The organism is Candidatus Diapherotrites archaeon, assembly GCA_040755695.1.
Lineage (GTDB): Archaea > Iainarchaeota > Iainarchaeia > Iainarchaeales > 1-14-0-10-31-34 > JBFMAK01.
This window is the reverse complement of record JBFMAK010000002.1, coordinates 119,693-146,419: the sequence shown is the minus strand read 5'-3', so window position 1 is coordinate 146,419 and position 26,727 is coordinate 119,693. Positions and strand designations below refer to the sequence as shown.

The window sequence follows — 26,727 nt, the reverse complement described above, 5'->3', positions numbered from 1 at the left end:
CTTTTATGCCGGTGCATAAAGGGATTATTTCTTCTTTCAACCAGTTTAGGACAGCAGCAGGAAAAATTGATTTAAGCTCTAACAATGAAAGGGTTGAAGCCTTAAATAGATACTTCGAGCAAGGGGGCTTTGTTTCAATTCTCCCGAATTCTTCCGGCTGGCCCAAGCTTACTTATCCTTCAAAGCATAGAATAAAGGAAATGCTGCAGCAATTGAATGAGAAAAAGGATTTGTTTTCAAGGAAGCATGGCGACTGGCAGCAGAAGCACTTCCAAGCCAAAACCTACAAGATGTTCACTAAGCTAAAGAAGTTTGCTGACAGGACTTACTGGGATCATACAATCAAGTCCATAAAAGACAAAAGCTACAGGAACGAAGCCCAGAAAGTCAAGCTGCCCACTCACTTGGTTGCAGACCCCAAATTCAAGCCGATGATCAAAATGTTTGTGAATGACCCTGAGTACAGGAGGCAGTTGATTGAGACTATAGAGCATTCCATTGTCTACAGGGACAGGAAGGAGTTAGGAAGATACGCCAACTTCCTGCAGGAATTCAGGAAAAACATCTCCGAAGACAAGATGAAGGAAATCAAAGAGAAGCTCAAAGAAATAGACTCAGACATCAAAATGTACAATGCCCTGCAGAAATGGAGCGAGGAATAATTTTTTGCGCCACTGCTTTTTTTAAAAGCGGTGTTTCACCGGCATCTTACTTCCGAAAGCATTGAAGAATTCTTTCCTGCACTAATTTTTCAGGTTTAGGTTCTCAAAAAACCGGCTCATAAAACTTGAGCGGGGTGATATGAATGAGTGCTCCAATAAAGAAGTTTTCTGCAGGAGGCATTGTTGTTTCCGTGTGGGAGAATTCAAGCGAAAAGAACGGAATAGAGAAGAGCTTTAACACTGTAACAATTGACAGAAGGTATAAGAATTCTGAAGAGGAATGGAAGTCAAGCAGTTCTCTCAGGGTAAACGATATTCCGAAAGCTATTCTTGTATTGCAGGAAGCCTTCAGGTTCATTTCACTGAAAGAGTGAATTAAAAGCATATTCAATAAAAGAATACAATTAAAATTTATTTTATATAAGTTAGTTATGTGTAGGTGGCTGAATGGTTAAAGGGGAGAAAAACACAATAAAACACATTGATTACGCATTAGTTCCTAAAACACACCCTCCAATGTATTCAATGCACAAGTATTGGGCAAGAAAACCCCATAATGTGGTAGCAGAATATATTAAACATTATTCCAATGAAGGAGAAATTGTTTTAGACCCTTTTTGCGGTTCTGGCGTAACAGCAATTGAAGCCATAAAGCTAGGAAGAAAAGCAATTGCTATTGATTTAAACCCAGTTTCTGTTTTTATTACAAAATGCACCACAATGCCTGTTGACCTAAAAAAATTTGAAGTTTCTTTCAGAAAAATTGAAGAAGAAATAAATCCTCTTGCAGAAGAACTATATGAAACTAGCTGCCCTAAATGTAATTCTAAAGCAGTAATTATTGGAATGGCATACGATAACGGTAACCCTTTTGAAATGGTTTACGAATGCCCTAAATGTGGAAAAAAAAGAGGAAAAATTACAGATTTTGATATTAAAAAAATGAAAAAAATAGAAGAAATTAAGATTAAAGAATGGTATCCAACAACAAAAATGTATTACAACGGAAATTCGTTCTTAAAAAAAGAAAAAAAAGACTCTGTTGACCAACTATTTTCAAAAAGGAACTTGATAATTCTATCAAAAATTTTATCATTAATAGAAAAGACAGATGATAATAAAATTAGGGATATGTTAAAATTTGTTTTTTCTTCTACTTTGCCGCAAGCAAGTAAAATGATGCCTTATATCAAAGAAAGCGTTGGAAAAATATGTAAGGGCTGGACAGTTCACAGTTATTGGGTGCCCACACAGCACTGGGAACTTAATGTCCTAATTTATTTTAGGTTAAGATTTAATGAAATTTTAAGAGGAAAAAAAGAGTCTAATCAATTAATTAAAAATTATAAAGAAGCAAAAAAATTTTCTGACTTTAACGATGGAGCAAATATTATTATCAAAACACATAATGCTTTAGAGCTTACTGAAGTGGTAACACCTAATTCCATTGATTATGTTTTTACTGACCCCCCATATGGCGGTTCAATTCAATATTTTGAGTTAAGCACTTTGTGGGCTTCTTGGCTAAAAATGGATTTAGATTACAATGATGAGATTACTGTAAACCTGCATCAAAAGAAAGACTTTGGATATTACCACAAAATGCTGAGGGCTTCATTCAAGGAGATTTACCAGGTATTAAAACCAGGAAAATATATGACTGTTACATTTCACAGCACCGACATAAAGGTATGGAATTCTATTATTAAGGCTGTTGTGATGGTTGGTTTTAAGTTAGAAAAGATAATTTATCAGCCGCCCCCAATGCCTTCAGCTAAAGGACAGTTACAACCTTACGGTTCTGCTGTTGGGGATTATTATATTAGGTTCATGAAGCCCGAAAAGGAAGCTTTGGAGACAGAAAAAGAGATAGACCTTAAAACCTACGAGTTGGAGGTTGTGGATGCAGCGCAGAGAATAATCGGGGAAAGAGGAGAACCTACAATATACCAACACATCTTAAATGGTATTATGGCAGAACTTCAGGGGGGAAGAAGGGTTCCTGTTGGTGCAAAAAACATTGAAGAAGTTTTAGAAGAACACATAGAAAAAGAATTTGAGGTAATAAATATTAAAGATGATAAAGGAAAAACCATCGGCAAAAAATGGTGGCTGAAAGGTGCCGACATTTCTCATTTCAGTCAACCCACTTTAAGCGATAGGGTTGAAAGAAAAATAGTTGAAGTCTTGGAGCATAACATAAAAGTTTCTTTTGATGAAATATTGCAAGCTATTTTTATTGAGTTCCCTAATGCTTTAACACCGGAAACAGAAAAAATAAAAGATGTTCTCAAAGAATATGCTGTAACTTCTGATGGCAAATGGAAATTAAGACCAGAAATAAGGTTGAATTTAACCGAATCAGCGCATAGCAAAATGATTTACATGCTTGCACTGTTAGGCGAAAAAGCAGGCTTTGATGTATGGGTTGGGCAAAAAGAACAATCACAAGAATATAACAAAACTAAACTGAATTCTTTGGTTACTATAAAAAAGCCTGTGTGGAGATTTGTTAATACCTTTAATTGGGATAGAGTCAACCAAATAGATGTAGTCTGGCATGATAGGGGGAGAATTGCTTTTGAATTTGAGGTTGAAAACACTACAGCAATAACAGAAGCTATTTCAAGGGGCTCAAATATTCCTCCAAATAATTTAAGAAGAGTTATAGTTATCCCTAAAGAAAGAGAAAATTTATTGTACAGAAAAATGAAAGACCCAATGATAAATGAAAACATAGTAAAACAAGATTGGAGGTTTATCTTTTACCAAGACTTAGAAAACTTTTTTAATAAAAAACATAAAAAATTCTCTTTGAGTGATTTTGAAAAATTGTTTAAACTGCCAAAAGAAACAAAAGAGGTTCAGAAGTCATTAAAGCTTTATTTGTAAGAGAAACTTAAATTACAATTCAAGTTTATTTTTTTATGGGCCCAAAAATGCACGAAAAAGAATTGATTGAAAGGATTAAGGCAATAAATAATATCTCTTTTAATCCGTTGCAGAAGAAGGCTTTAAGCAAAAAATTGTTTGAAAAGAATTTTGTGGTTTCTGCCCCAACTGCTTCAGGGAAGACTTTGATTGCAGAAATAGTTTCCCTAAATTCTGTTCTTAATAAGAAGAAAAAGGTTTTGTATACCTGCCCTTTGAGGGCTCTAGCTTCAGAGCATTTCCGCGAGTTCAAGAGAAAATACGAGAAGGAATTTGGTGTCAGGATTACTATTTCTACAGGCGACTTTGATTCCAGTTCAAGGTATCTGCAGAATTATGATATAATTTTCACTACTTATGAGAAGGCCGAAAGCCTTTTGAGGCACAGGGCTGAATGGCTTGGCGAGATAGGGCTTCTTGTAATAGATGAAGTGCATGAAATTGATTCTGAGAGAGGCCCTACAATAGAGATGGTTGCAACTAAACTCCTTCTCTTGAATCCTTCTATTAGAATTCTTGCCTTGAGCGCTACAGTCCCTAACGCAAAGGAGCTCTCCCAGTGGCTTAAGGGTGAACTAATTGAGTCTTCTTTCAGGCCTGTCAAATTGAAGGAGGGAATCTTCTTTAATTCTGAAATCCATTTTGAGAAAGAAAAGGAATTCATTGAGGAGAAAGGCAGTGAGCTTGAATCAATTGTTTCTGATACCTTGGACAAAAAAAAGCAGGCTCTGGTTTTCTGCAATACAAGGCAGAAGAGCATTGGCTTTGCAAAAAAGCTTTCTTCTCTGACAGAAAAATTCCTTTCAGGGAAAGAAAAAATTTTATTGCAGAAAAAATCTGAGGAGACCCTTAATGTCTTGGAGAGCCCTACAGAGCAGTGCAGGATTCTTTCCTCCCTGATAAAAAAAGGGATTGCGTTCCATAATGCTGCCTTGATGTCAAAGCAGAGGCATTTGATTGAGGAATTATTCAAGAGCAATCACTTGAAGATTTTGTGTTCGACCCCAACGATGGCAGCCGGAGTCAACACTCCTGCTTTTCGTGTTATCATTCCTTCAGTTTACAGGTTCACTGCTTTCGGGAACCAGAAGATTCTTGTGCGAGATTACCGCCAGATGGCGGGTCGCGCAGGAAGACCGCAATATGATTCTTCTGGCGAGAGCATTCTTATTGCCCGGAGTGAATTTGAGTTGGATGAATTGAGGGAACACTTTGTTTTGGGTGAAGTCGAGGATTCTTCTTCCAAGCTCGGCTTGGAGCCTGTGCTGAGAACCCATGTTCTTGCTTCTATTGCTTCAGGTTTTGTTTTTGACCTTCAGTCTTTGGAGCAGTTTTTCGGAAAAACTTTTTATGCTTTCCAGTTCAAGGAATTAAATGAATTGTTCTTGAAGATTAATGAAATCCTCAAGGAATTAAAGGAGATGAATTTCATTGAGTGCACTGACAAATTCTTTAAGGCAACCCCTTTGGGCGTAAGGGTAAGCGAATTGTACTTGGATCCGCTCACAGCTTTTTCTTTTATTAATTATTTGAACAAGAATTCCTTGAATGATTTTGGCGCGCTCTTTCTTTTCTGTTCTTCTTATGAATTCTTCCCCCTTATTTCCCTTCCGCGCTCTAAGGAGCAGGACTTATGGCTTCAATTGAATTCTTCTTCCTCTCTGCTTCCAATTGATTTGGGGAGGGAAATGTTTTCTGACCCTTCATTGCTCAGGAAATTCAATTCTGCTTTAATGTTGAAGGACTGGCTGAACGAAGCAAGCGAGGAACACCTTAGAAAGAATTTTAATATCCAGCCAGGCATTCTTTACTCAAAGCTTTTGGTTCTGGACTGGCTTTCCTACTGCCTTTCTGAATTGTCCTTAATATTGAACAAGAGGCAGCATCTTCCTTTGGTGTACAAGCTCAGGAAGAGGCTCAAGTATGGCGTGAGGGAAGAGCTCCTTCCGTTAATTGAGTTGCGCGGAATTGGAAGGGTTAGAGCAAGAAGGCTCTTTAATTCAAATGTGCGTTCTGTTTCTGACTTGAAGAGGATTGATGTAAAAGACCTTGCTGGAATTTTAGGTTCCACTGTTGCCTTGAGCGTGAAAGGCCAGTTAGGCCAGGCAAAAAAATTCTCTAAAACCAAATTAAGTGAAGTAAAGGCAGTTGAAAGGTCAGGGCAGACTGATTTGGCTGACTACTGAAATTAATTGAAATTCGGCATAAATATTTAAATTCGTGAATTTATTCTATTTATTGTAATTTAATTGAATTGAATTGTGGGGATATCTTTTGGCTTTGAAGGATTTAATGGGAAAATTCAGGGAATTGAGCTCTGGCTCTGCAGAAAAAAAGCTTGAAGTGGTTACAGCGCCTAAATGGCTTGAGAAGAAAAGGCAGGAAAAGCAGGCTGAATCAAAGCCTCAAGAAATTAAGGTTCCTGGCAAACCCAAAGAAAAAAAAGCAGAAAAAAAGCCCGAGAAACAGGCAGTGCCTTCTGCTCCGCTTGCCTTAGAAGAGCCTGAAGAGCCTTCAGTCAATCCATTGCTTAAAGCCTATTATTTCCTGGAGGACGGCTATTATTCAATCCTCGACAAGATTGATTCTGTTGTTCCAGTCTATAAAATAATTGACCCTGTTGACAGAATTTTTCCTTCTTTTATTTTATTCATTGCATTTATTGTAATTCTAATACTAATTGCTTTCAGTTGGAGTTCAATCTTTCCTTCTGCGACCTTTACTGTAACGCTTTCAGTGCTTAGGGCTGACACTAATGCAGTTCTTCCAAACCAGGAAATTCTTGTGGGATTGAACTACATTGAAAATGGAGCCCTGCAATTAAAGCAGGCTGACGCAGAAGGAAAATTAATTCTTCCTGAAGTAAAAAAGGATGCCTTGCTGCGCTTGGATATTAATGCCCATGGCTTCGGGCCTTTCTCTGATTCCTGGACTATTGATTCAGATAAATTCCTTGAGGCAAGGCTTGAGCCTTTAGGGCCATCTACAAGCCGGCTGCAGAAGACAATAAAATTCACTAAATCAACAGGCGAACTGATACTGGATGACACCCTTCAAGTAACTTTTTCCTGCAAGGACGATGTAGGCCAAGTAAAAATTTTAGGAAAAAATTATTCTTCTGATTACCTCAGCAACGGCTCTGTTACAGTTTCTTACACTGAAGACTGTGAGCTTTACGTTTCTGTTACCTCTCTTAAATACTCTGACTTTTACGGCGCAGCAGGAACTACAATTACACTGCAGGAGAAAAATTCTCAGGAAGTTAATGGAAGTGCTGTAGTTACTGTAAAGGATTCTGCTGATTCAAGCCCTCTCGAGGGAATGAAGGTCTTATTGTTTCCTGAAAATGATGATTCTTCTTCTTATACTGATAGTACAACCAATTCTTCAGGGAAAGCCTCTTTTTCTGACCTGGCCCCGGACAGCTATTATGCCAGGGCCCAGGACCCTGATGCAGTAAACCCTAAGTATTCCTGCACTAAGAGCACAGCAAAGAATGTTGTTGCGGGCAGTACAACAGAATTCAGTATTTCCTGCACTAAAATTTCAGGCCCAATAAACAAGAATTCTGTTAGGGTAACTGTTGCAGACAAGCAGAAGAATTCTTTGAAGGCAAAAATTTCCTTGTATGATAGTGTTGACAAATCATTGTTTTCTTCGCAGGAGGATGTTGACACTGCAGTCTTTCTTTTAGAGAAGGATACTCCGTACATTCTGGTTGTGTCAAAAGAAGGCTTTTTCCCTTACGAGAACGCAAACGTGAAGAAAGGCGATTCAATTAATGTAACCTTAAAGGCTGCAAGCGACTTGAATGCTGGCACAGCAAAGATTTTCGTTGACAGGTTTCGCAATAGTATCCCTGAAAGGGCTTATGATGCCTGGGCTGAATTGTATTATGCTGAAGGTGATTTAGCGGACATTCCTGCGCCTTACAATAAAGCAAATGTAGGCACTTTAGGCTATGCAATAATAAAGCAGGTGAAGCTCGGCAATTATTATGCTAAGGCTTTCACTAGAACAGAGGAAGGCTATTCCGATGTCCAGCCAATTGATGCAAATTTGATTACAGAATTTTATGTTCCCATCTACCCTAAGAGAGGCCTTGTGAAATTCACTGTTGTTGATTTAATTTCAAAGAAAAAAATAACTGACTTCAAGATTAATTTCTTCAAGGACATTGAAGGGAAAGAAAAATTGCCTGAAAACGATTATTTTATGGTTCCAGGCCCGGACGGAAATTCCACTTATTCTTTTCCCTTGGGCGAAAGCTTTTATGCTGTTATTTCAAAGGAAGGCTATAACACAACTTTGACTCCGTTAATTATTGTTTACAGTTCAATGCAGGTTGTAGATGTGCCTTTAACTAAAAGCATTAGTGCTGGAGGGCCCCCAAAAATTGAGTTCATTAAAATTTTTGACCCTTCAGACCCACTGCAGCAGCAAATCGAAAAACTGGAATTAGGAAAGGTGTACAGTGCGCAATTTGTTCTCTCTGCGGACAAGGAAAGCTTTTATGCCCAAGTTCACTTAAGGGCAGGGTCAAGTCCTTCATTATTAGAAAAAGACCCTTTAAGCATTCTGCCCAATATTGAGCCGTCTTTTCTCGCAGAAGAGCGCAGGGGAAAAAGCTTTGGCTTTAACGACGACCTTGCTTCAAAAAATTTGCTTTCGCCTGAACAGAAAGCAAAATGGGTTGAGTTAGGCTATGAGCCTTCAAATTATTCTCTTGCCTCAAGCCTTATCATGAATGCCTTGGTGAAGGTTTCGGATTCAGTTGCCGGCATTGACGGCTTCAAATTGAGTTTCAGGGCTTTGAGTTATAAGGGCGACAAGGACAACCCTGAAATAATGAGGGATCCTGCAGACACAAGGCTTTTCTCTTCAGCCCTTGATTTCTTCAAGGCAAAAACAAAAGATGTAAGTTTAGATTCCTATTTCTGTAATGCTTCTTCTCCTTACTGCTTTTCAGATTCAGTCAAATCTTCTTCTTTGGGCCCGAATTGCGCTGTAAGGTTCTTTGGTTCAAGCCAAAAAGAGGGAATTGACGCTGATGTAAGCTCTTACGGAATAATGCTTTCCTCTAACTCTAAGTGCGAGTACAATTATTCTTTTGCTTTGATTAATAATTCGGACAAAATTGATTCCTCTTCCTTGGAGGTAAAGAATTCAACAATTGAATTCAATCAAAAGAACTTCCTTTCTTTCAAGAATTATTCTTTTACCTCAAAGACCCAGGCAATGAATGGAGTGCCTCCTTCTAATTCCCCTTATGCTCTGCCCTCTTACGAGAAATCCTTCTCTGCAGGAGAAGCAATCAATCTTTCCTCTGTTTTTTATCCAACTGCCTTTTCTGATTCCTCCAATTCAGGGATTGGAGTCCTGCTTTACGATTCAAGCGATAGATCAGAGCCTTTATTCAAAGGTTTCACAGAATTGGTTGTATTGAGCGACGGCGACATGATTATTTCTCTTTCCCCCGAGCCATTGCTTCCGTTCATTGACTCCCAGGAAGTAACAATTACTGTAACTGACTCTTCAACCAATCAGCCCTTGCAGAATGTTTCAGTTGATGTCTTCAGGAATGAAGAAAATTCAGGCAGCCAGATAAACGGCAGCCCTCTTTCAACTGACTCTGAAGGCAAGACTTCTATTATTCTGCCTGCGCTTGCAATAAGGGACAAGATAATAATTAATGCCTCTTTTTCTGACAGCCAGAGGTCTTACACCCAAAAGAGAACAATTGAAGTGCAAAGCATAGGCCTTTACAGCATTACTGACGAAAGCGGTGCTTCCATAAATTCCTCTAATCCCTTGAATTTTGATGTCCTGGCTTTTGATTCAGGGCCCTACACCAAAAAATTGAATTTGTCTAACTTGGCAGTGAATTCTGATGGTTTGCCCTTAATTGAGGAAAGCCTTCTTGACTCAAACTTTAATTTGGCTGACTCCTCAAATTACTTGAACAAGAAAAGAATGGATGACGCTCTTTACTCTTACTATAATAAAACAATAAAGACAGAAAAGGACGGTGGAACAGTAATTGACGTGAATGTTTTTGTTGATACAAGCAATACACAAAATCTTTTAAGCGATTATTTTATTGACGCAAACATTTTAATGAACATAAAAGTTGGTTCCCAAGTTTTTCCTGGTGCAGTTCCAATGAGGGTTCATATTTATTTGAATAAGCCGAGCTGTGTTCAGGCAAAAACTTCTGGCGGACAGGAAATCAACAGGCTTGACCCCTTGAGTGTTTCTGTTTACAGCATTGAGGGCTCAAAAGGCAGGAGCTTCATACTTTACAATGTTTCTGGTTCGCAGATTTCCGTTAATTCAGTGAACCTTAATCTTTCTTCCAAGTACATTGATTTTGCTTCAACTGAAAGCCAATTGAAGGAAAGAATTGAAGGAACAGCAATTACAGCCCAGGGCATTGCCTCGGACTTTAATGTTGTCCTCTCAGATGAAGTTTCTAATTTGCTGAATCCTGTTGTTGTTACTGGCTCAATTGATTTAAGCTTGGAGAGCAGTGTCTGTTCTTCTTATTCTGTCCCTTTCAGGGTCATGATTATTCCATCACTATTTGCTTCTGATTCCTGTCCTACAGGAGCAAAGGCTGCACCCAAAATTTTATTGAACTGGAGCTGGGATAAATTCAATTTGGATAATTCAAATTACAGTGGAAAAAGCCTGTGCGATAAAGGAAATAAAGTGAGTTCTGACACTAATTACATTTACTGCGATGCAGCCCAGTTCTCCATGGCTTTGGCTGAAAAGATCGCTAAATTCAATAAAACAGGCAGTTTTTCCTTCCAGTCTTATTTGATGGCTGACGCTTTCACTGATGATTTCATTGACGACTTCAAGTATGAGACTTCCAACATCAATTTTCTCCCTCCAAGTGAAGTAATGTCAAATTCCCTGAAATATTTCTCTTCTACAAGGATGAATTTTAATCCCCGCACAATATTGAAGCCAGGGCTTTACGATGTGAGAGTTTCTGTTGATGCGTCAATTGTGAACATTGAATTGGATTTGAATAAGAGTGCTGAAGAAATTGAGGGGGACAGTAATTTGAGTGTCTTTTATTTCATTCCCTTTGACGGGGAAATCGGGCTGAAGGACGGCGAACTGCACAGGGACGGCTATGGGGCAGGCTTTTCAGGAGACTCAGCTGAAAAAATTCCTGTTGCTTCCTATAATGACACTTCAATTAATTCTTATGCCTTTGATTCAAGCGTTAATCCTTTAAGGAATCTGAATTCAACGCTCAATTCTTCAGCTGATAAATTGAATGATTCCGAGAGCAGGGGAATATTACTTGACTTGAAGAAGATTTCAGATTACTTCATTGACTTGGATTTCCTGCCCTCCTATGCGACCCCTCTGCTGCTTGAAACAAAACTGAATTCACTTCCCTCTGATGCAAGCATTTATTATTCTCTAATTAATCCTACAACTTCTTCAAAGATTGATGTAAGCTTAGAGCCTTTCCTTGAATGGATGCCTGCAGACAGAAAGCATTGCGTTGACTTCAGGGATGAAAGGCCTTATTCTTACCTTGACTCTAAGGCGAATTCTTCTGATTCAAGCAATATTTTAGGAGGAATTAATAATGTTTTCAGGCTTTCCTGGCAGAACCCCATAAAGAAAGGAATTCTCTCAATATATTCAGCAGTTTTTACTCCAACGCAGAGCACCAATAATTTCTCTCTTAAAACCCAGAACAAGAGTTTAGGTTCATTTGAATACATTAAGCTTTCAAGTGCAGACAATGACTCTTTGTACAATAATGTAAATTATAATCAGATTCCATTGAATGGAATAAAAGGAAGCCAGTTCAATGATTCTCTCAAGCAAAACAATTACATTAAGTCTATTTCCAATGCACTTGAAATGCTCAAATCAGGCGACGCCTGCATTGAAAATTATTCAAACCACACAGTGCTTAAGTGGAATTCAAACAAGCTTTACAGGGCAATAGAAAAGAAATTGGTTGAATCCATAAGCGAGTGCATTGCTTTCACTGACACTGAAAGCCCTACTTTATCTCTCACTTCCCAAAGCGGAACAATTTCAAGCAATCCCTTCACCATAAAAGGGACTGCAACAGACAATGACCTAATTGAATTGCTTTCTTTGGAATGGATTAAGCCAGATGGAAGCACTGTGTTACTGGATATTACTTCAACGCTTGATTCTGCAGGAAATTTCTCTAAAGATATTAACCTGCTTTCAGGAATTAATTCTCTGCTTGTCTGCGCCGAAGACCCAAGCAATAACAAGGAATGCGCTGACGCAATAGAAGTAACTTATGCGCCCCCTGCAGTGTGCGGAAATGGAACAATTGAAGGAACAGAGCAATGCGACGGCATTAATTTGAACGACCAGAGCTGCCAGTCTTTAGGCTTTGATTCAGGAACTCTTTACTGCAGTTCTGACTGCACTTTTGATACAAGCAATTGCTTGAGTGCAGCATGTGATAATGCTTGTGGGTCAGGAATTCAAGCTTTAGGCTGTTATACTTCAGGAATCTGTGAAGGCAAACCAGGCGCTTACACTTCAAGCACTGTTTGCAATACTGTTGGAAACACCAATTATTACTGCTGTTGCCCTTTGACTTCATGCGATCACGATGGAGTAAAAGATGCAGGTGAACAGTGCGATGTCAAAGACAACATTAAAGACTTTGGAGGCAAAACCTGCAGCAGCTTTGGCTTTAATTCAGGCCGTTTAATGTGCGTTAACTGCACAATAGACACAGAACTTTGCACTTACTCTAATTGTAACGGCGAATGCGAGTTCTTTTCAGACGTGGAAGAAGGATTATGCCCTTCAGACTGTCCTGGCGCGTACTGCGGCAACACAAAATGCGAGAAAAGTTATGGTGAAAATAATACTAATTGCCCAGAAGACTGTAAACCATCTCCTTGCGATGGAATATGTTATTATGATAAAGATTTCCTGCAAGGCAATTGTCGTGCAGACTGCCCCAGCTGTGATGGGGTATGTCAGCCGTATGACACATATAAGGGGAACTGCAACTTCGACTGCCCGAAAGAAAACCCATAACTTATTTCTCTAATTCTTTTTCTATTGCTTCATTTATTTTTTTTGCGTCAAAGCCTAATTTGATTAACTTAGTCTGGCCTTTAATGCCCGGACCAGAAGCAGATGTCAATATCAGCCCGTACATCTCTAATTCATTAATGTATTCTCTGTACCATCTTGAACTTACTGTGCTTTCATTCAGTTTCTTTGACAATTCCTTGTAATAATCATATATTTCCCCTGAATAAAGCACTCCCTCCTCCTCTTTTCCTGTAATCCTTCTGACTCCTTTTTTTTGAAGGGAGAGTTCTGCAATTGACTTTAATACTAACTGCTGTTGTTCTGGGAGTGTTGAAATCATTGAAATTATAATTTCTTCTTCCACTTTGTTTTTTGCTTTCTTTACTTCTTCGTCGCTCACTGAACTCAAATTTTTTTGGTCTGCAATCTCTCCTGCCCTCAGCAATAGCATTACTGCAGTCCTTGCGTCTCCTGACTCCTGGGCTGCAATTGCTGCTGCCAGGTTTATTGCTGAGTCTTGCACTATGGCAGGCTTGAATGCCAGTTCTGCCCTCTGCCTCAGTATTGCCCTTAATTCTTCTGCGTTGTAGGGAGGGAAAACCATTTCCTGCTGGCACAGAGAGCTTTTGGTTCTAGGGTCAAGCCTGTCCTTGAATATCAGGTTGTTTGATATGCCTGTAATTGAAATTGAACAGCCGTTGCCTTTCATTTCGTCATTGCTTCTGCTTAAACTGTACACAAGTTCATCCAAGTCTTTGACCTTGTCAATTTCGTCCAGTACAATTATGACCCTGAATGAATTGGAATTGCAGTATTCCAGCAATTTATCGTAAACAAAGCCTGCGCTGAATCCAATGAAGTTCTCTTGAGGGAACAATTCTTTTACTGCCTTTATCATCACCTTGTACTTTGAGTTATGGTTCCTGCAGTTAATGTAAATGCATTTCACTTTGGCATTCCTTTTTTCTGTTACTTCCTCCAGTTTCTCCATGACGTGCTTTGTGACTGTAGTTTTTCCTGTCCCAGTCTTTCCATAAATAAACAAATTGTCCGGCTTGCTGTTTTTGAGTGCTGAAGCAAGAATTTTAGTCATTTCCTCTATTTGCTTCTCCCTGAACGGCAGTTCTTTTGGGGCATAATGCTGGCTTATGGCATTCCTGTCCTTAAAAATAGTGCTCCTAGCTAGCTCTGCCTCAAACAAGTTCTCCCCCATAACACAATCCTTTTGTCAGGAAATGATTTAATATTTTTTCAGTAAGTTTTTCAAACCAAAAATTTTGCTTTTTTATGGCGAAGTTAAAATCTTATTAATTGTTTATAATTATTTATAGCTTTTTTTTCTCCTGCAAAATTTTTTCCGTAATAATGTTTTAAATAATGTTTTCCCCAGATTCTTTCTATAAATTACTTTTTTTGGAGGGGTGATAGCATTATGGCTTTCATGGATAAACTTTTCAGGAAGACTGATGATGTGGACATAGAGGATTTCTTGAATAATTTGGATGTAGAAGAAGAGTCTGTTGTAGAGAATGCTGATGCTTACGTCAAGCCTTATTCTCTGCTAAGAGACAATGACCCTGAAATTGTCATAGATGAATTGAAGAAGGGAAACATAATTTTGCTGAATGTGGGTGACCTTACAAAAAGGAATGCAATAAAGCTTAGGGACATGGTAGGGCAGATAAAAAACGCAGCACAGGAAATTGACGGCGACATTGCAAGGATTTCTTCTGACAGAGTTTTGGTTACGCCTGCAAGAGTAAAGATTATTAAGAGAAAGGAATAATTCATTCTATTATATGAAATTGAAGGATTACTCCTTTCCTGTTTCTTTTTCTTTAGAGGAAGCCCTAAATTTAATCAAGGAATTCGCTGAGCCTAAGGGCTGGAAGAATATTGAATTGGCTGAAGCCTTCATGTCTTTTACCCCTTACTTTATTTTTTCTTATGATGCATTCATTGAATCAAGGCCCGAGCCCGAGGGCGAAGGAGAAGATGAAGGTTTGGGTTCTATTTCAGCAGAAAAAATTGTCTCTGAGACAATGAACGGAAAGGATGCATTGAATGCCCTTACATCTGAATTGGAGGAAGGTATTGCTGCTTCAATTGATGAAGGCATTGAGCTCACAAAAGAGGTTGAGGTGCCTAAGGGAATTGAGGTAGAAGAAAAGAGCACGTTGATGACTGAGGACGAGGCAAGAAAGATTGCCCAAATAAAGGTTGCCCAAAAATTAGGTGTTGGAAAGGACAATGTCATAATTCATCAATTGCGCAAGGTTTTGTTTCCAATAGTTTTTGTTTCTGTCAGCATTGAAGGTGAAGAACAGCAAGAATTCCTTTTCTCTGGCGTTGACGGCAGCATGCTCTCGGAAGTTGAATTACCTGAAAGAGGCCAGACTGCCTCAGAAATTTTTAAGGACACCCTTTCAGATTTGAAGAGGCCCTCCAGTTGGCTGAAGTACAGCGCTGGAATCGTTTCTGGTCTTGCAGGAGGCCTAAAAAAAGGTTTGGGCGCAACAACTGCCCCTCACAGGAGATGGTTTGTCTGGGCTCTCCTCATAATTATTTTGATTCTTGCCTTTTTTTGGGCTTACGGCTGGGTTATGCACTGGCCTTGAAATTGTTTCAAATCTGCTGACTTCAATTAGTGGACTGAAATTAGCTTTTTAGAATTTTGGCTAATTCTCTTGGCAATTCCCTTAATTCTTTTGACATTTCTCTCAGGGTTTGCGAAATATCCAATTGTACACTTATGCCTTTTTGCAATTGTCCAACCATAAGCGCTTGGCTTGAACGCATTAAATCAGGGATTTCCAAGGCAGGGTTTTCTTGGAATAATGTGAAAGAGATTGAAGGATTCCCGAATTGGGCAACGAGATCTTTTTCCAGTTTTTGCATAAACAATTTAATTTGTTTTTCGTCGCCGTCTAATTGAACTTGGACTGTTTTTTCGTCTACATTAATTACGCTGCCTTTGTTGAATGGCGAATTCAAGAGGCGTTCCATAATAAAAGCCCTTACCCCCTTCTCTGTAATAACCTTCGGTTCTTTTGCCTTTATCAAAAAACTTCCTTTCATTATACACCACTAACCAGATATAAGAACTCACTTGTAATATAAAAACATTTCTAGTAATGGCTTTAAAACCCTTTTTGTGCCTTTTTTGGGTTTTTATGCACTGGCCTTGAATTAGTTTTTTTTTGCGCGAATCTTGTAATTTTATAATAATCTTATAAATTGTTTATAGCCTAATTTTTTTGGTCTTTTGAATGCCTGTTGATGCTTTCTCTCTGCCTAAGGTAATGAAAGAGGAAATTTTTGCCTTGGTTTCTTCTGGCCATTATTCCTCCAAGTCCGAGGTAATAAAGGATGCTTTCAGGAATCTCTTGAGGATGCATCCTGAATTGAGGACTGTTATTGCTGTTGAATTATTCAAGAACAAGAAGATTTCTATTGGCAGGGCTTCAGAGATTGCCGGCCTTAATATTGCAGAATTCAAGCAGAAATTGAAGGACCGAGGAATAAAGCGCTTGACCAAAGGAAAAAAGGCAAGAGAGATTGACGAAAAATTAAAGGAAGTATTTACTTGAAGGCATTGCTTGAACTGGACTGCGCGAGCATTTTCTTGAAGCAGAACAGGATTCTTCTTTTAAAAAAGCTTTTCGGCGAAAAAGAGATTTTTGTTTCAAACTTTGTTGCCTCGGAGCTCAAGAATTCTTTTGGCAGGAATTCAGCAAAAATCCTTTCTTCAGTCAATTCAGTGGAATTGAATTCAGCTGAATTAAAGGAATTAAAGGAATTAAGAAAAAAGCATGAGGAAATCCTTGAGGCTGAATTGTCCTGTTTTATTGCCTGCAGGAAAAGGCATTTCCTTTTGATTTCAAACGATCACCTTCTAAATGAATTGTGCGAGAGGGAGAAAGCCAGGTTTATTGATTTGGAGGAACTGCTTAGGGCCTTTCTCATAAAAAAGATTCTGAATCAGAGTCAATTATATTCCCTCATAAAAGAATTAGAACACAGCGAAGGCCTAATAATCCACAGCAAGCAGGAACTCTTAAACTGAATTTTTATTTCAATTAAAAATTTCAATTAAATGTACTCGTATAATGACTTCTGTTCTGCTTTCTCGTTTGTGAATACCGAACTTATCTCTCTTTCTGCTAATTCAATCCTCTGCCTCAAATAATCACTGAGGCCGTATTCTCTTATGGTGTCTTTTGCTATCTTCAAGTACTTCCTCACCGAACCTTCAGCTATTGTTAGCACCAAATTGCCTCCATCGCATTTAGTGCATTTGCCGCTTAATGGAACCCTTCTATATTTTGTGTTGCAGTTGGTGCACCTGAAATTCTGCTTGCTGAATGCCCTAGTGTTTCCAATGATGTCCGGAAGCAGATGGCTTACTATCACCCTTTCCAGTGCGTCCTTTTCTTCTACTGCCATTATTTTTGATTGCAGTTGCGCCTGCCTCCTGATTTTTTCTTCCATTGTCTTCAATTGGACGTACTGGCTCATTTTGGGGCCTAAATCGAATTCCTGTGTTTCATGAGTGAAATTTATTTCAGTGTACTGTTCTCCTGTGCCCAGCTTCTTTTTCACAATGGCAATTGACTCAATTGGCCTGTCATTGAACTCCAAGGTTTTCTCGTAGAACTCCAAAGGGTATTCTGTTACTGTCTCCATTTCGTAAACCTCATTGTCTATTTCCGTTGGATTCAAGTTAACAGTGAAAACCAATGGCGCATCCATTCTTCCCCCCCTGGAGCCTGAAAGATAATGCTCTGAAAAATTGAGCAATGCATCCATCAAAAGCAACACCGAGTCTTGGTCGCCGTCGCATCTAGGCTGAAGCAGTTTATTCCCCCACAAAATAATTTTTGATTTTGTTTCATTTTTTTCTTCTATTTCTAAGCAATAGCTTGGCGTGTTTTCAATAATTTTTTTTACAGAAATGATTTCTTCTTTTACAATTTTTGCTTTTTCTAAACTGCCTTTTAAAACAGGAATTAAGTTGCCTTTTTGTGCGTTTTTAGCATCTTTTATTTTCAGTTCTCTTCCTTTAAAATAACAAAACTTGTGGTCTGGCGTCATAACAAAATTTCTTTTGCTTTTTGTGATTATTTTAATCCAATGCTTTGGCGGTTTGCCTTTAAAGAAGTAAATTATTTTCTTTTTTTCTATTTTTTTTGTCTTAGGATTCAAGTTAAATGCGTAAAGATTTCTTGTATTTTCAATTATTTTCATTCCATAACTATCTGCTTTTATTAATTTTTTCGCATTCTTTTTTATTTCTTCTTCAACCAATTCTTTTATTGCTTTTTTTTCTATTTTTTTTGTATCCTCATTCCACACTGTTACTTTTGTTTTTGGGTGAACACAATTCCTTCTTTTGCACATTATGAAGTAAGGGTGGCCCCAGCCTACTCTTGCCTTGCTGTATCCTATTATTCTCCCGACAATTCCTGCCGAAGTGTGGGGGGCAAGGCCTATGACAAGTTCCCCTATTAATTCTTCTTTTGTTTTTGCATTATAGAATGCCTTAAGGCCATAAAATTTTTCCAGTTCTTCGTCTATGAATTGGCTCACCCTTACAAGCCAGTCGCCTGCCTTCTCGTTCACCACAATGTCCTGAGGGAACAATTCTATTGTCTGCCCTTCATCTTCAATTTCTTTTCCGTGAATGTCTTGCTTGTATCCTAGCTCCCTTGCTTTCTGCGCGCTCAATCCAATCTCTTTTGGCTTGAAGTGTGTTAGAGGCGCATTCAATAATTCAAACCTTGAAGTGCCGTCCCTGAAAATGTGGATGTCATGCTTTGCTCGCAGAATGCCTTTTTCTATTGGCTCTGGCTCTTTTGCTTCATTGAACAGTCCTTTCACCCCTTTCACTGTTTCAGGCATTTTTATTTTGAGTTTTTCTAATGCCTTTCCGACAATTTCCTGCAGGTCAATTTGCTGCTCCTCCGATTGAACCAAGCGCGAATTGCATTTTGGGCACCTTTCTTTTTCTTTGCTTGTTGTGCCGCATCTTTCGCATGAGCCTATTTTTTCTGTTCTTGCACTGCATTCAATGCATTTCTGCCCAAAATTTATTGCATGGCATTTAGGGCACTCGTGCAATCCTATTTCCACTTTTATGAGCCCCTGCTTTGAGTTCCTGTCAGGAAAGGATTCCATTGCCTTGTTAATGCTTCTTGTATTGCCTCCTGCAAGGCCTATTGGGAATAGCACGTGAGGGTTTCCCTTCATTTCCCTTGGCTTTGCCTGCTCTGGCCTTCCCATTCTTGCTCCTATAAAGAATCCTATCTTGTCCCTGATTTTTATTCCGGAGTAATTTGAAAGGCTTTCAAGGATGTTTTCAATTTTTTTAGGAAGTTCTTGAGTGCTTAATGCGCCCAATGTTTTGAGGAAGCTGTAGGCATATTTCTCTTTGATTGCAATTTTTCCTTCTTTTATTTTATGTGGGATTCCAATTTTTTCCAGCATTCCTTTTGTTTCTTTCTTTAATTCAAATCTTGCTTCAATGATCCTGCCTTCATCGAATATTTTTTCTGCTTTCCTTGCCTCTTTCATTAATTCAAGCATTTCCTCGTTTGAAAGCATGTTGTAGTAATGCAGGAATTTTGGGTGTAATGGAATTCCTAATTGAAGGCTCAATTCTATTGCAGTGAATTGGTCTATTGCATAAATATCTTCAAGCAACTTCTTTCCGTCAAAACCAGAAATCTTTCTGCTTTCGCTTAATGCTTTCTCTAATTCTAGTTTCCACCACTCTTCAACGTAAGGCGATGGAAGCAAAGGATGAGCAGTCTTCCTGAAGTCTCCATAGGTTACAAGCAGGTCTCCCAGGAAAAGAATTTTTTTTATTTGATTCTTCAGTTCTGTTGCGTCTTCTATTGAATTAAGCCTTCTTACTTCTCCGTCCTTGAGCAGTACTATTGGCCCGTTGATTTCAGTGCAGGGAAACAATTGCGCTGCCTTTCCAGGCCTTTCAATCCTTATGTGTGTTCCCACTGCAATGAATTCATCCAGTGCAATCATTGTTGCTGGATTGATGCCTTTTCCCATTATTCCTGTGTTCCTTGCCCTGCCGTATCTTATCCTGAAGCCTCCCTGCTTCATTGGGTATGCAAGCAAGGGCCTTCCTGCTGCAATCCTGTCTAAGTACTTGAAGTTTGGCTTTATCTCAGTTTTCGTGTCAGAGGCTTTTTTTACTTTAACTATTTGTTCCAAATAACTCCAGTCCAAGCCTAATTGTTTTGCCCAGTCCATTACCTTTAATGCTTTCAATGCAAGGCCTTCTGTTACTACAAGGCCTACCCCTCCCCTTATCCTGTTTGTGGGAATTCTTTCCAAGTCCCTGTGCACTGAAACCTCCCTTAATTCTGTGGGCACTCCATTAATGCATACAGGGCAGTTCCTTACAATTGCCCTTATTTCTTCTTCTGTCATTGTGTATTGTCTTGAAACAATCTCGTTCTCGTAAATTATTATTTCCTCTACGTATCTTTCTATTTCTTCTTCTGTGGGCTTGTATCTGTCCAGATTCATGAGCTTTCTTGCGTAGTCTCCTAAAATTAATGGGAGAACTGTTGAACTGCCCCCTGCTGCCCTTATTGGGCCTGCATAATATACGTCAACATACCTGCTTCCGTCAAAGTTTTTGCTTATGCAGATTTTTGGCACACCGTCAATTGGTGCTACTACCACCCCTTCTGTTTCTATTACCAAACAGGTTTTTATTGCTTGTTCAACTCTTTTTCCTTCATCTTCTATTTTGCACCATTCTCCTTCTATTATCTCCTTGAATAATTTGAATATCACCTTCATTCTGTCTCCTTTGAGTTCCTTGAACAATTGCCTGTATCTTTGCGCTAAGCCTTTGGGCCCTATAATGCTTTCTGCTCTCTCTGCAAGGTCTGTCACAGGAATGCATTCCACTTTTTCTTCTGTATCCAATCCTTTTTCCCTTGCTTCTTCGGCTATCTCAAACCTTTCTTTTACTTTCTCTTTTAATTCCTTGAAGTATTCTTTTAAGTCCTCCCTTGCAAGCAATTCTGTTTCTTTAATTTTTGCTTTCATTCTTTTTCCTCTTCGCTTTCTATTTCTTCTTCTCCTAATTCTATTTCTTCTGCTATTGTGCCTTCGCCTGCTGCCTCAGAGTAAAAGCTTTTTTCAATTATTTTTCCAGTATTCAGTTCAAGCATTACTGCAATTCCAGGGGTTGGAACATGTCCTTGCTTTACTTGGAATTCTGTTCTCTTCTGCCAGGTGCCACAGCTAACAACAATTGTGCCCCTGTATTCACCGTAAGAATTGTGGTGCAGGTCTCCTTCAAAAAATAAATCAGGCAATTCTTTTATTGCCATGTAATCTTTTTTTTCTGGAACATAAGGCCTTTTCATGCCGTAGCAGGGCATTAGATCTCTTTTCTTAAGCAATTCAATCATTGCCTCGTGAGGCCTGCTGTAGCTCAGAAAGCTCACGCTTGAGTAAAGGTCGTGCAGCGAAGGACCGTGATATAACAAGCATTTCAGTCCTTCTATTTCAGCCCACCCAGGGCTGCTCAGGAAATGAAAATTCTTTTTTTCATATAATTCAGGCAAAAATTCTTCTGGGATTGCAGGCTGGGGGTCAGCGAACCTTACTGCATCGTGTTGCCCCGGAATCATTATTACTTCAATGTGTTCAGGCACTTCCATCATTAATTGCTCGAACCTCTTGTATTGGTCATAAATATTCCTTATGTTTAATTCGTTTATTTGTTCTGGGTACACCCCAATTCCGTCCGAAATATCGCCGAGTATAAGCAAGTACTTTATTTTTTTTACTGCTTCAATCTCTTTTTCCGGAATGTTCTGGCAGTTCAGCCATTCAAGGAATTTATAGAAAGAGTGCTCTAGGAAAAGCTTGCTTCCCACGTGCAGGTCAGAGATTGCAATTAAATTCACTTCCCTTTCGGCTTTCTTGAATGTCCTTAAGGGCAGTTCAGGCTGGAATAGTTCTTTTACTATTATCATTCCCTCTGATGCCTTTATTGCCTTGATTCCAATAACATTGTCGCACAATATTGTTTCTGCAACCTTGTTCAATTGAAGGTTGTCTTTTGATATTACTGCAACGCACTCTGCTTCCAAGTCTTCAATCCTGAATGCAATGTTTCCTGCTTTAGTCTTCCATTTCTCTCTCACCATTGCAATTAATTCTATTTCATTGTTCCTTGTTGTAGTCCTAAGCCTTTTGATAGGCCTTGGATTAAAATTAGGCCTTTTTGAGAGCATTTCAGAGAGGCTCAAGAATTTGTCCTGAAAGTATGCAATAAAGTCTTTCACTTTCCCCTCAGAAACAGAATTGCTTGTTACATTCAATTCTTCAATAAGCCTTATGTCAGGCTGAAGCTCTCTTGCATTGCACGAAGTTTTTTTTTTCTTTTCCTCTAAGCCGAATCTTTCCTTGATTTTTTCTTCCAGCATGCCCTTTGAGATAATGAAGGCGTTCCCTTCTGCCAGTTCCTTCAGCAGGCCCTTGTATTCGATCGGCCTTCCGGCTAATAATTCCATGGCCTTTGAGTCCAAAACCAGATTGTTCTCTTCAGCAAAACCTAATATCTCTTTTTTTCTTTCTTCTAATTCCATTTGTTTACCTCACTTTGCTTTCTCCTTTAATGCTTCCAACTGGCTTATTATGGTCCAGATGTCTGTCCTCGTATGCGAAGGCATGTTGATGTCATTGCTTATGTCGTCCAAAACGTAAATTGCCGAGCTGATGTTCACGCTTGATTCTTCCTTGCCTTCCTTCACTTTTTCTCTTGCTTCTTCCACTGCCCTCCTGATGTTTCTTGGAACGCTTGTATCGTTTATTACTATTTCCATTAATTCGACTACATTGCTTACATCAATTTTTTTGTCTTTGCTTTTCTTGCCTTTCATTTTTTCCGCCCCCTTTTCCTGGTGCCTTAAAGAAAAGAAAAAGTCCCTATTAAAATTAGTGCAAAGAAAATGCTTAAAAAAGCATTTCAATTTTCCCCCAGCCCAAAAAAACATCAAAAAAGGCATTATGTTTTAAAGCTTGCGAATTCCTCCATTTTTTAAATGGTGGTTTGTGGTGGCCTAATCTTTTTTTTCTTTTTTGTGGTGTTATTCCTCTTGTCGGCGCACGTGTTTTTTCGCGCGCCGGCAGGAGGCAGATTACATGTTTAACGATTTACCTACTTATAGTTCCAGCATAGGTAAGTTAAAGGTTCATGTTGGAATCAAGGCGAAATACTGCCAGGAAATCTTTTCTGATGAGAAAGTCAGAAAACGTTGTCAGCAAGTCTTTCAACAAGTTTTTGAAGAAAAAGACATTTCTGTTGATTCTTTGGGTTTTGATGATAATCACTGTCATATGGTTTTTGATTTGAGTCCAAGATATGCTTTATGGCAGGTAATGAAAGCATTGAAAGGAAGGAGTAGTAGAATATTAATGCAGGAGTTCCCCTACTTGAGAGAAAAATATTTCTGGAAAGGTCGCTTGTGGAATCCAAGCTATTACTTTCATGGAGTCGGAAAAGATGAGAATAAAATGAATGATTATGTTAACAAGCGGTGTTTTTCTTTTTGTTTTATTTTAGTATTTTTTTTAGGTCTTTTATGGTGTAGAGTTTCCAGTTTTTTTTGTGTTTTGTGTAATCGAGTGCTTTTTGTTCAAAGCCTTTCTTTGAAAAAAAAGCGAATCCTTCAACCCTGTTTTTTTTGTTCCATTCAACAAACCTGCTTTTTTCTTCTAGTTCCATTAATTCTTTTAATTTGATTTTGCTGTTCTGCCATTTGCATTCAATAAAATTTATTTTCTTTGAACTGGCATTTAATGCAATGATGTCTATTTCTTTGTCTTTGTGCCACCACCTGCCCATTTTGTCAAATGAAAAGAATTTGTCTTTTTTTGATAGTTCTATTACTGCCTGCTTGCAAACTTCTTCGAAAGCTATTCCTACAAAGGCATTGAATTCTTTTTTGAGGTTTTCTTTTATTGGGGCATAATTTCCTATTTCGTATTTGTTCCTGTTTCTGTAAATGAACTTGAACCAGAACCTGAAAAAATTGTCTTTAAGAAAATACCTTGCTTTCTTGCTTTTTTTGAATTCTGGTTCAACTGCAGGCACCTCTTTTTTTACTGCTTCCAGTAATTCAGTTAAATCATAAAAATAAGGGGTTAAAGAGGTTTCCTTTATTTGAATGAAGTCTGCAATTTCATTTGCCTTTGTTTTGCCTAGAGCGATCGCAGTTAATATCCCGTAATAAGATATTACTTCTTTCCCAAATTCTTCTGTTATAATGCTTTGAACTTCTTTGCGCAAGGGCGCATTATCAGAGAAAACCAATTCTTCTAATGCCTGATCAATATTTTTAATTCTCCTATCGCCAATTAAGACATAGAATTTTGGCATTCCCCCAAAAAAAGCAAAAAATTCAATCTGCTTTTCAATATTTGAAATCCCATAATCTTTAAGAATTTTAAGTACGGTTTTGATTGAAAACGGCTTCAAATACAATATATTGTGAGTTCTCCCAAACAATGGCGCTTTCTGCTCAAAAAACATTTTTTTCAGCAAGCCAATGCTAGAGCCTGAAACAATCAAGAAAAGCCTTGATTTGTTCTGATTTAAATCAAAATATTTTTGCATTTGCTGCACAAAACCCGGAAAAATGTCTGAGAAGCGCTGGAATTCGTCAAAAGCCACAACAGCTTTTTTGTCTTTGGCTGACTCAAAAAGAATTCTTAAAAAGTCTTCCCAGGAAGCAGGCTTGATTGATTTCTCGAGATTGAAGGAAGAAATAAGCGTGCCGGAAAAATCTTGCAGCAATTGCCGGGAATTTTTTGTGGAGTCAGCATAAAAATAAACTCCTTTGTTGTTTGCAAAAAATTTCTTTATCAGCTCAGTTTTGCCCACTCTTCTAACGCCAGTAATGACACACAATACACTCTTATTATCTGCAATGTTGTTCATTTTATGCAGTTCCTTCAATTCCGGTTCTCTGTTATAAAAAAGCATTTAACCACTCAATAATTATTAAATAAATAATTATTATAAAAATAATAATGTTTAAAAAACTTTCTCCATAAACTGTTTTTTCTATCCCTAAACTGTATAATCGTAATTATACTAATATTGGCTAATTGAATTTCACTTTATAAGTTTTTCTTCCCTTAATTTTGCAACAATGAATTCCCTTAATTCTTTTTCTCTTCCTTCACCGCAGACAGCAAATTCCTCTTTTAATTCTCTTATTTTTTCTTCTGCCCCGCCTATTTCTTCTCTTCCTGCAATGTCGCTCTTGTTTATCAGTACAACAACCCTTTTTTTGTGGGCCTTGATTTCCCTAATTAAATTCAATTGGGCTTTGATGCCTTCTTCTTTCTGTTGCACTGGGTCGAACACAAAAGCAATTATTCCCTGCAAATTCTTTAGGGCGTCAACGGCTTTTCTTTCTATTGGGTTTCTCTTGCTTTCCTCTCTGTCAAGCAGGCCCGGGGTGTCAATTACTTGGATTCTATAGTATCTTTCCGTAAAGTAGCCTAACTGGATTTTTTGGGTAGTGAAAGGCCAGGAGGCAATCCTTGCTTTTGCTCCTGTAAGCCTTTTCAGGACTGTTGTCTTCCCTGCATTAGGGATTCCTGCAAGGATTATTGTTGGGGCATCAAATTCAATTGAAGGGAACTCCTTTAATTCAAATGCAATCCTGTTCATTTTTGCTGTTTCTTTCTCCAAGTCTTTCTTGAGTGAATTAATTCTCCCAAAAAATCCCCTTGAAATAGCAATTATTTCCTCCTCTTTTCCGCTGTGATGCATTTCCTTGACTGTTTTTGTCCTTATGTTCCTTATGATTTTGTTGAGCTTGCTTAAATGCCCTAAGCTTTTCTTGTATTCGTCCCTGCTTTCGATCAATTCAATTAATTCCTGGTAGAATGGATGCACTTCTTCAAAGCGAGGGAAAGAATTAATGTAAGAGGAAAGCCTTTCGCTCAGGCAATTAGCAAAAGCCTTTACTTTCTCTGTCTCTCTTTTTAGCACAAACCTTTTTTTCTTTCTGATTCTTCCAACGCTTACCTTGTGCATCCTCCTGAAGCATGATTCAAATAATTCGCTTGAATTAAGCTGGCTTATCTGGTTTATTTTTTCCATAATAAAAAATTAAAGAGAAAAGATTATTTTATTGTGCTGTTTTTTTTAAGTTGGCAGGCATACTGATGATGACTGGCAGGCCCCATCACAACAATAAGGGTTTGGCTCAACGCAGTCAGCACCGCGGACCATGCATGTTTCACTCGGTTCACAAATGCCATTACCGCATAATCTTTCAACCCAAATATTTTGGCTTGCTGTGCCTTGCTCTCCTTTGTCGTTTGTTACGCTTAAAGTTGCATTGTAAGAGGTGTAGCCTGCATATACATGAGCCGGGGTTTGTTCATATGATAGAGGGCTGCCGTCCCCGAAATTTCATTCCCTTACAAGAATTGTTGTTCCAGGGGGCACTGCTGTTGTGTCAGTGAAAGTAACTGTCTTTACTCCGGATAATTGCTGTGCAGTGAAATCTGCTGCGATTGTAGAATAAGTGACTTTAATCAATTTTCCTTTAGTGCTTGTCTTGCCTTTGCTGTCTATTACTGTAAGCCTTACAGTGTAATCATCCCCTTTCGTGTATTGGTGTGAGGGGTTTTGTTCACTGCTTCCTGCCCCATCCCCAAAACTCCAGTTCCATGAAGTTATGCTGCTTCCTGAAGGCGCTGTAGAAAGGTCTGTGAAATTAAAAGTGTCATTTATTGTGCCTTCTGTTTTGTCTGAGTTAAAGTCTGCTTGAGGGCCAAGGAGTTCTTCTGTTCCAGTGGAGAAAGCAGTGTTTCCTGTGTTCACTGCATTTTTTCCTGTTTCACCTTGTGCTGTGAGCAGTACTATTGCTATGGCTGCAATTACTATTGCCCCGACCACTATTAGGAGGTATTCAAATGTGCCTTGGCCTTTCAGGCTTTTTTTGTTCATTATGTTCTCCAGTATTTTAATTGAAAGTATCTTGTTTTTATT

The 26,727-nt window shown here is 38.6% G+C and carries 16 protein-coding genes and 3 pseudogenes; 10 read left to right on the top strand and 9 right to left on the bottom strand.

Annotated features, from left to right (window positions below; genetic code table 11):
* The first annotated feature begins 5 nt into the window (after positions 1 to 5).
* The 5 genes from AB1467_04375 (at position 6) to AB1467_04355 (ending at position 12,665) form a co-directional block, all read left to right on the top strand.
* On the top strand, positions 6 to 662 hold the full coding sequence (locus tag AB1467_04375; protein MEW6295500.1) for a hypothetical protein: 657 nt from the start codon (positions 6 to 8) through the stop codon (positions 660 to 662).
* 143 nt (positions 663 to 805) lie between these two features.
* On the top strand, positions 806 to 1,036 hold the full coding sequence (locus AB1467_04370; protein MEW6295499.1) for a hypothetical protein: 231 nt from the start codon (positions 806 to 808) through the stop codon (positions 1,034 to 1,036).
* A gap of 73 nt (positions 1,037 to 1,109) precedes the next feature.
* Positions 1,110 to 3,554 (top strand): DNA methyltransferase, encoded by a 2,445-nt coding sequence (locus AB1467_04365; protein MEW6295498.1) that lies wholly within the window; start codon positions 1,110 to 1,112, stop codon positions 3,552 to 3,554.
* 35 nt (positions 3,555 to 3,589) lie between these two features.
* Entirely contained in the window at positions 3,590 to 5,779 is a 2,190-nt protein-coding gene (locus AB1467_04360) for a DEAD/DEAH box helicase (GenBank protein MEW6295497.1), read from the top strand.
* A gap of 88 nt (positions 5,780 to 5,867) precedes the next feature.
* Positions 5,868 to 12,665: a hypothetical protein gene (locus AB1467_04355; protein ID MEW6295496.1), complete on the top strand. Its 6,798-nt coding sequence runs from the start codon at positions 5,868 to 5,870 to the stop codon at positions 12,663 to 12,665.
* Between the two features lies 1 nt (position 12,666).
* Here the strand turns inward: AB1467_04355 and AB1467_04350 are convergent, their stop codons facing one another.
* Positions 12,667 to 13,878 (bottom strand): AAA family ATPase, encoded by a 1,212-nt coding sequence (locus AB1467_04350; protein ID MEW6295495.1) that lies wholly within the window; start codon positions 13,876 to 13,878, stop codon positions 12,667 to 12,669.
* A gap of 219 nt (positions 13,879 to 14,097) precedes the next feature.
* Between AB1467_04350 and sepF the strand changes: the two genes are divergently transcribed.
* Both sepF and AB1467_04340 read left to right on the top strand, forming a co-directional pair.
* Positions 14,098 to 14,451 (top strand): cell division protein SepF, encoded by a 354-nt coding sequence (gene sepF / locus AB1467_04345; protein ID MEW6295494.1) that lies wholly within the window; start codon positions 14,098 to 14,100, stop codon positions 14,449 to 14,451.
* Positions 14,452 to 14,464: 13 nt separating this feature from the next.
* Complete coding sequence (locus AB1467_04340; GenBank protein ID MEW6295493.1) at positions 14,465 to 15,283, top strand: hypothetical protein; 819 nt, start codon at positions 14,465 to 14,467, stop codon at positions 15,281 to 15,283.
* A gap of 40 nt (positions 15,284 to 15,323) precedes the next feature.
* Here AB1467_04340 and AB1467_04335 read toward each other — a convergent pair whose 3' ends face one another.
* The gene (locus AB1467_04335; protein MEW6295492.1) at positions 15,324 to 15,743 is read right to left on the bottom strand and encodes a hypothetical protein; all 420 of its coding nucleotides are present in this window, start codon (positions 15,741 to 15,743) and stop codon (positions 15,324 to 15,326) included.
* Between the two features lie 191 nt (positions 15,744 to 15,934).
* Here AB1467_04335 and AB1467_04330 point away from each other — a divergent pair, with 191 nt between their 5' ends.
* Positions 15,935 to 16,255: a UPF0175 family protein gene (locus AB1467_04330; protein MEW6295491.1), complete on the top strand. Its 321-nt coding sequence runs from the start codon at positions 15,935 to 15,937 to the stop codon at positions 16,253 to 16,255.
* Positions 16,252 to 16,731 carry a hypothetical protein gene (locus AB1467_04325; GenBank protein MEW6295490.1) on the top strand — a complete coding sequence of 160 codons (480 nt, stop codon included), beginning with the start codon at positions 16,252 to 16,254 and terminating at the stop codon, positions 16,729 to 16,731. Before AB1467_04330 ends, AB1467_04325 begins: the two co-directional genes overlap by 4 nt.
* A gap of 26 nt (positions 16,732 to 16,757) precedes the next feature.
* On the opposite strand, the gene polC is transcribed toward AB1467_04325, so the two are convergent.
* Genes polC through AB1467_04310 form a run of 3 tightly spaced genes read right to left on the bottom strand, consistent with a single transcriptional unit; the run spans position 16,758 to position 22,594 of the window.
* On the bottom strand, positions 16,758 to 20,747 hold the full coding sequence (polC, locus tag AB1467_04320) for a DNA polymerase II large subunit (GenBank protein ID MEW6295489.1): 3,990 nt from the start codon (positions 20,745 to 20,747) through the stop codon (positions 16,758 to 16,760).
* On the bottom strand, positions 20,744 to 22,300 hold the full coding sequence (locus AB1467_04315) for a metallophosphoesterase (protein MEW6295488.1): 1,557 nt from the start codon (positions 22,298 to 22,300) through the stop codon (positions 20,744 to 20,746). Before AB1467_04315 ends, polC begins: the two co-directional genes overlap by 4 nt.
* Before the next feature lie 9 nt (positions 22,301 to 22,309).
* The gene (locus AB1467_04310; protein ID MEW6295487.1) at positions 22,310 to 22,594 is read right to left on the bottom strand and encodes a UPF0147 family protein; all 285 of its coding nucleotides are present in this window, start codon (positions 22,592 to 22,594) and stop codon (positions 22,310 to 22,312) included.
* A 262-nt stretch (positions 22,595 to 22,856) separates the two neighbouring features.
* On the opposite strand from AB1467_04310, the pseudogene tnpA reads away from it, so the two are divergent.
* Positions 22,857 to 23,237: pseudogene (gene tnpA, locus AB1467_04305) on the top strand (IS200/IS605 family transposase).
* A 31-nt stretch (positions 23,238 to 23,268) separates the two neighbouring features.
* Here the strand turns inward: tnpA and AB1467_04300 are convergent.
* The 4 genes and pseudogenes from AB1467_04300 to AB1467_04285 all read right to left on the bottom strand — a co-directional run bounded on the left by AB1467_04300 (position 23,269) and on the right by AB1467_04285 (position 26,685).
* Entirely contained in the window at positions 23,269 to 24,699 is a 1,431-nt protein-coding gene (locus AB1467_04300; GenBank protein MEW6295486.1) for an ATP-binding protein, read from the bottom strand.
* Positions 24,700 to 24,831: 132 nt separating this feature from the next.
* Positions 24,832 to 25,830 carry a GTPase gene (locus AB1467_04295; GenBank protein ID MEW6295485.1) on the bottom strand — a complete coding sequence of 333 codons (999 nt, stop codon included), beginning with the start codon at positions 25,828 to 25,830 and terminating at the stop codon, positions 24,832 to 24,834.
* 45 nt (positions 25,831 to 25,875) lie between these two features.
* Positions 25,876 to 26,133 (bottom strand): annotated as a pseudogene (locus AB1467_04290) (hypothetical protein).
* Positions 26,134 to 26,283: 150 nt separating this feature from the next.
* Positions 26,284 to 26,685 (bottom strand): annotated as a pseudogene (locus AB1467_04285) (PKD domain-containing protein).
* Positions 26,686 to 26,727: the final 42 nt, after the last annotated feature.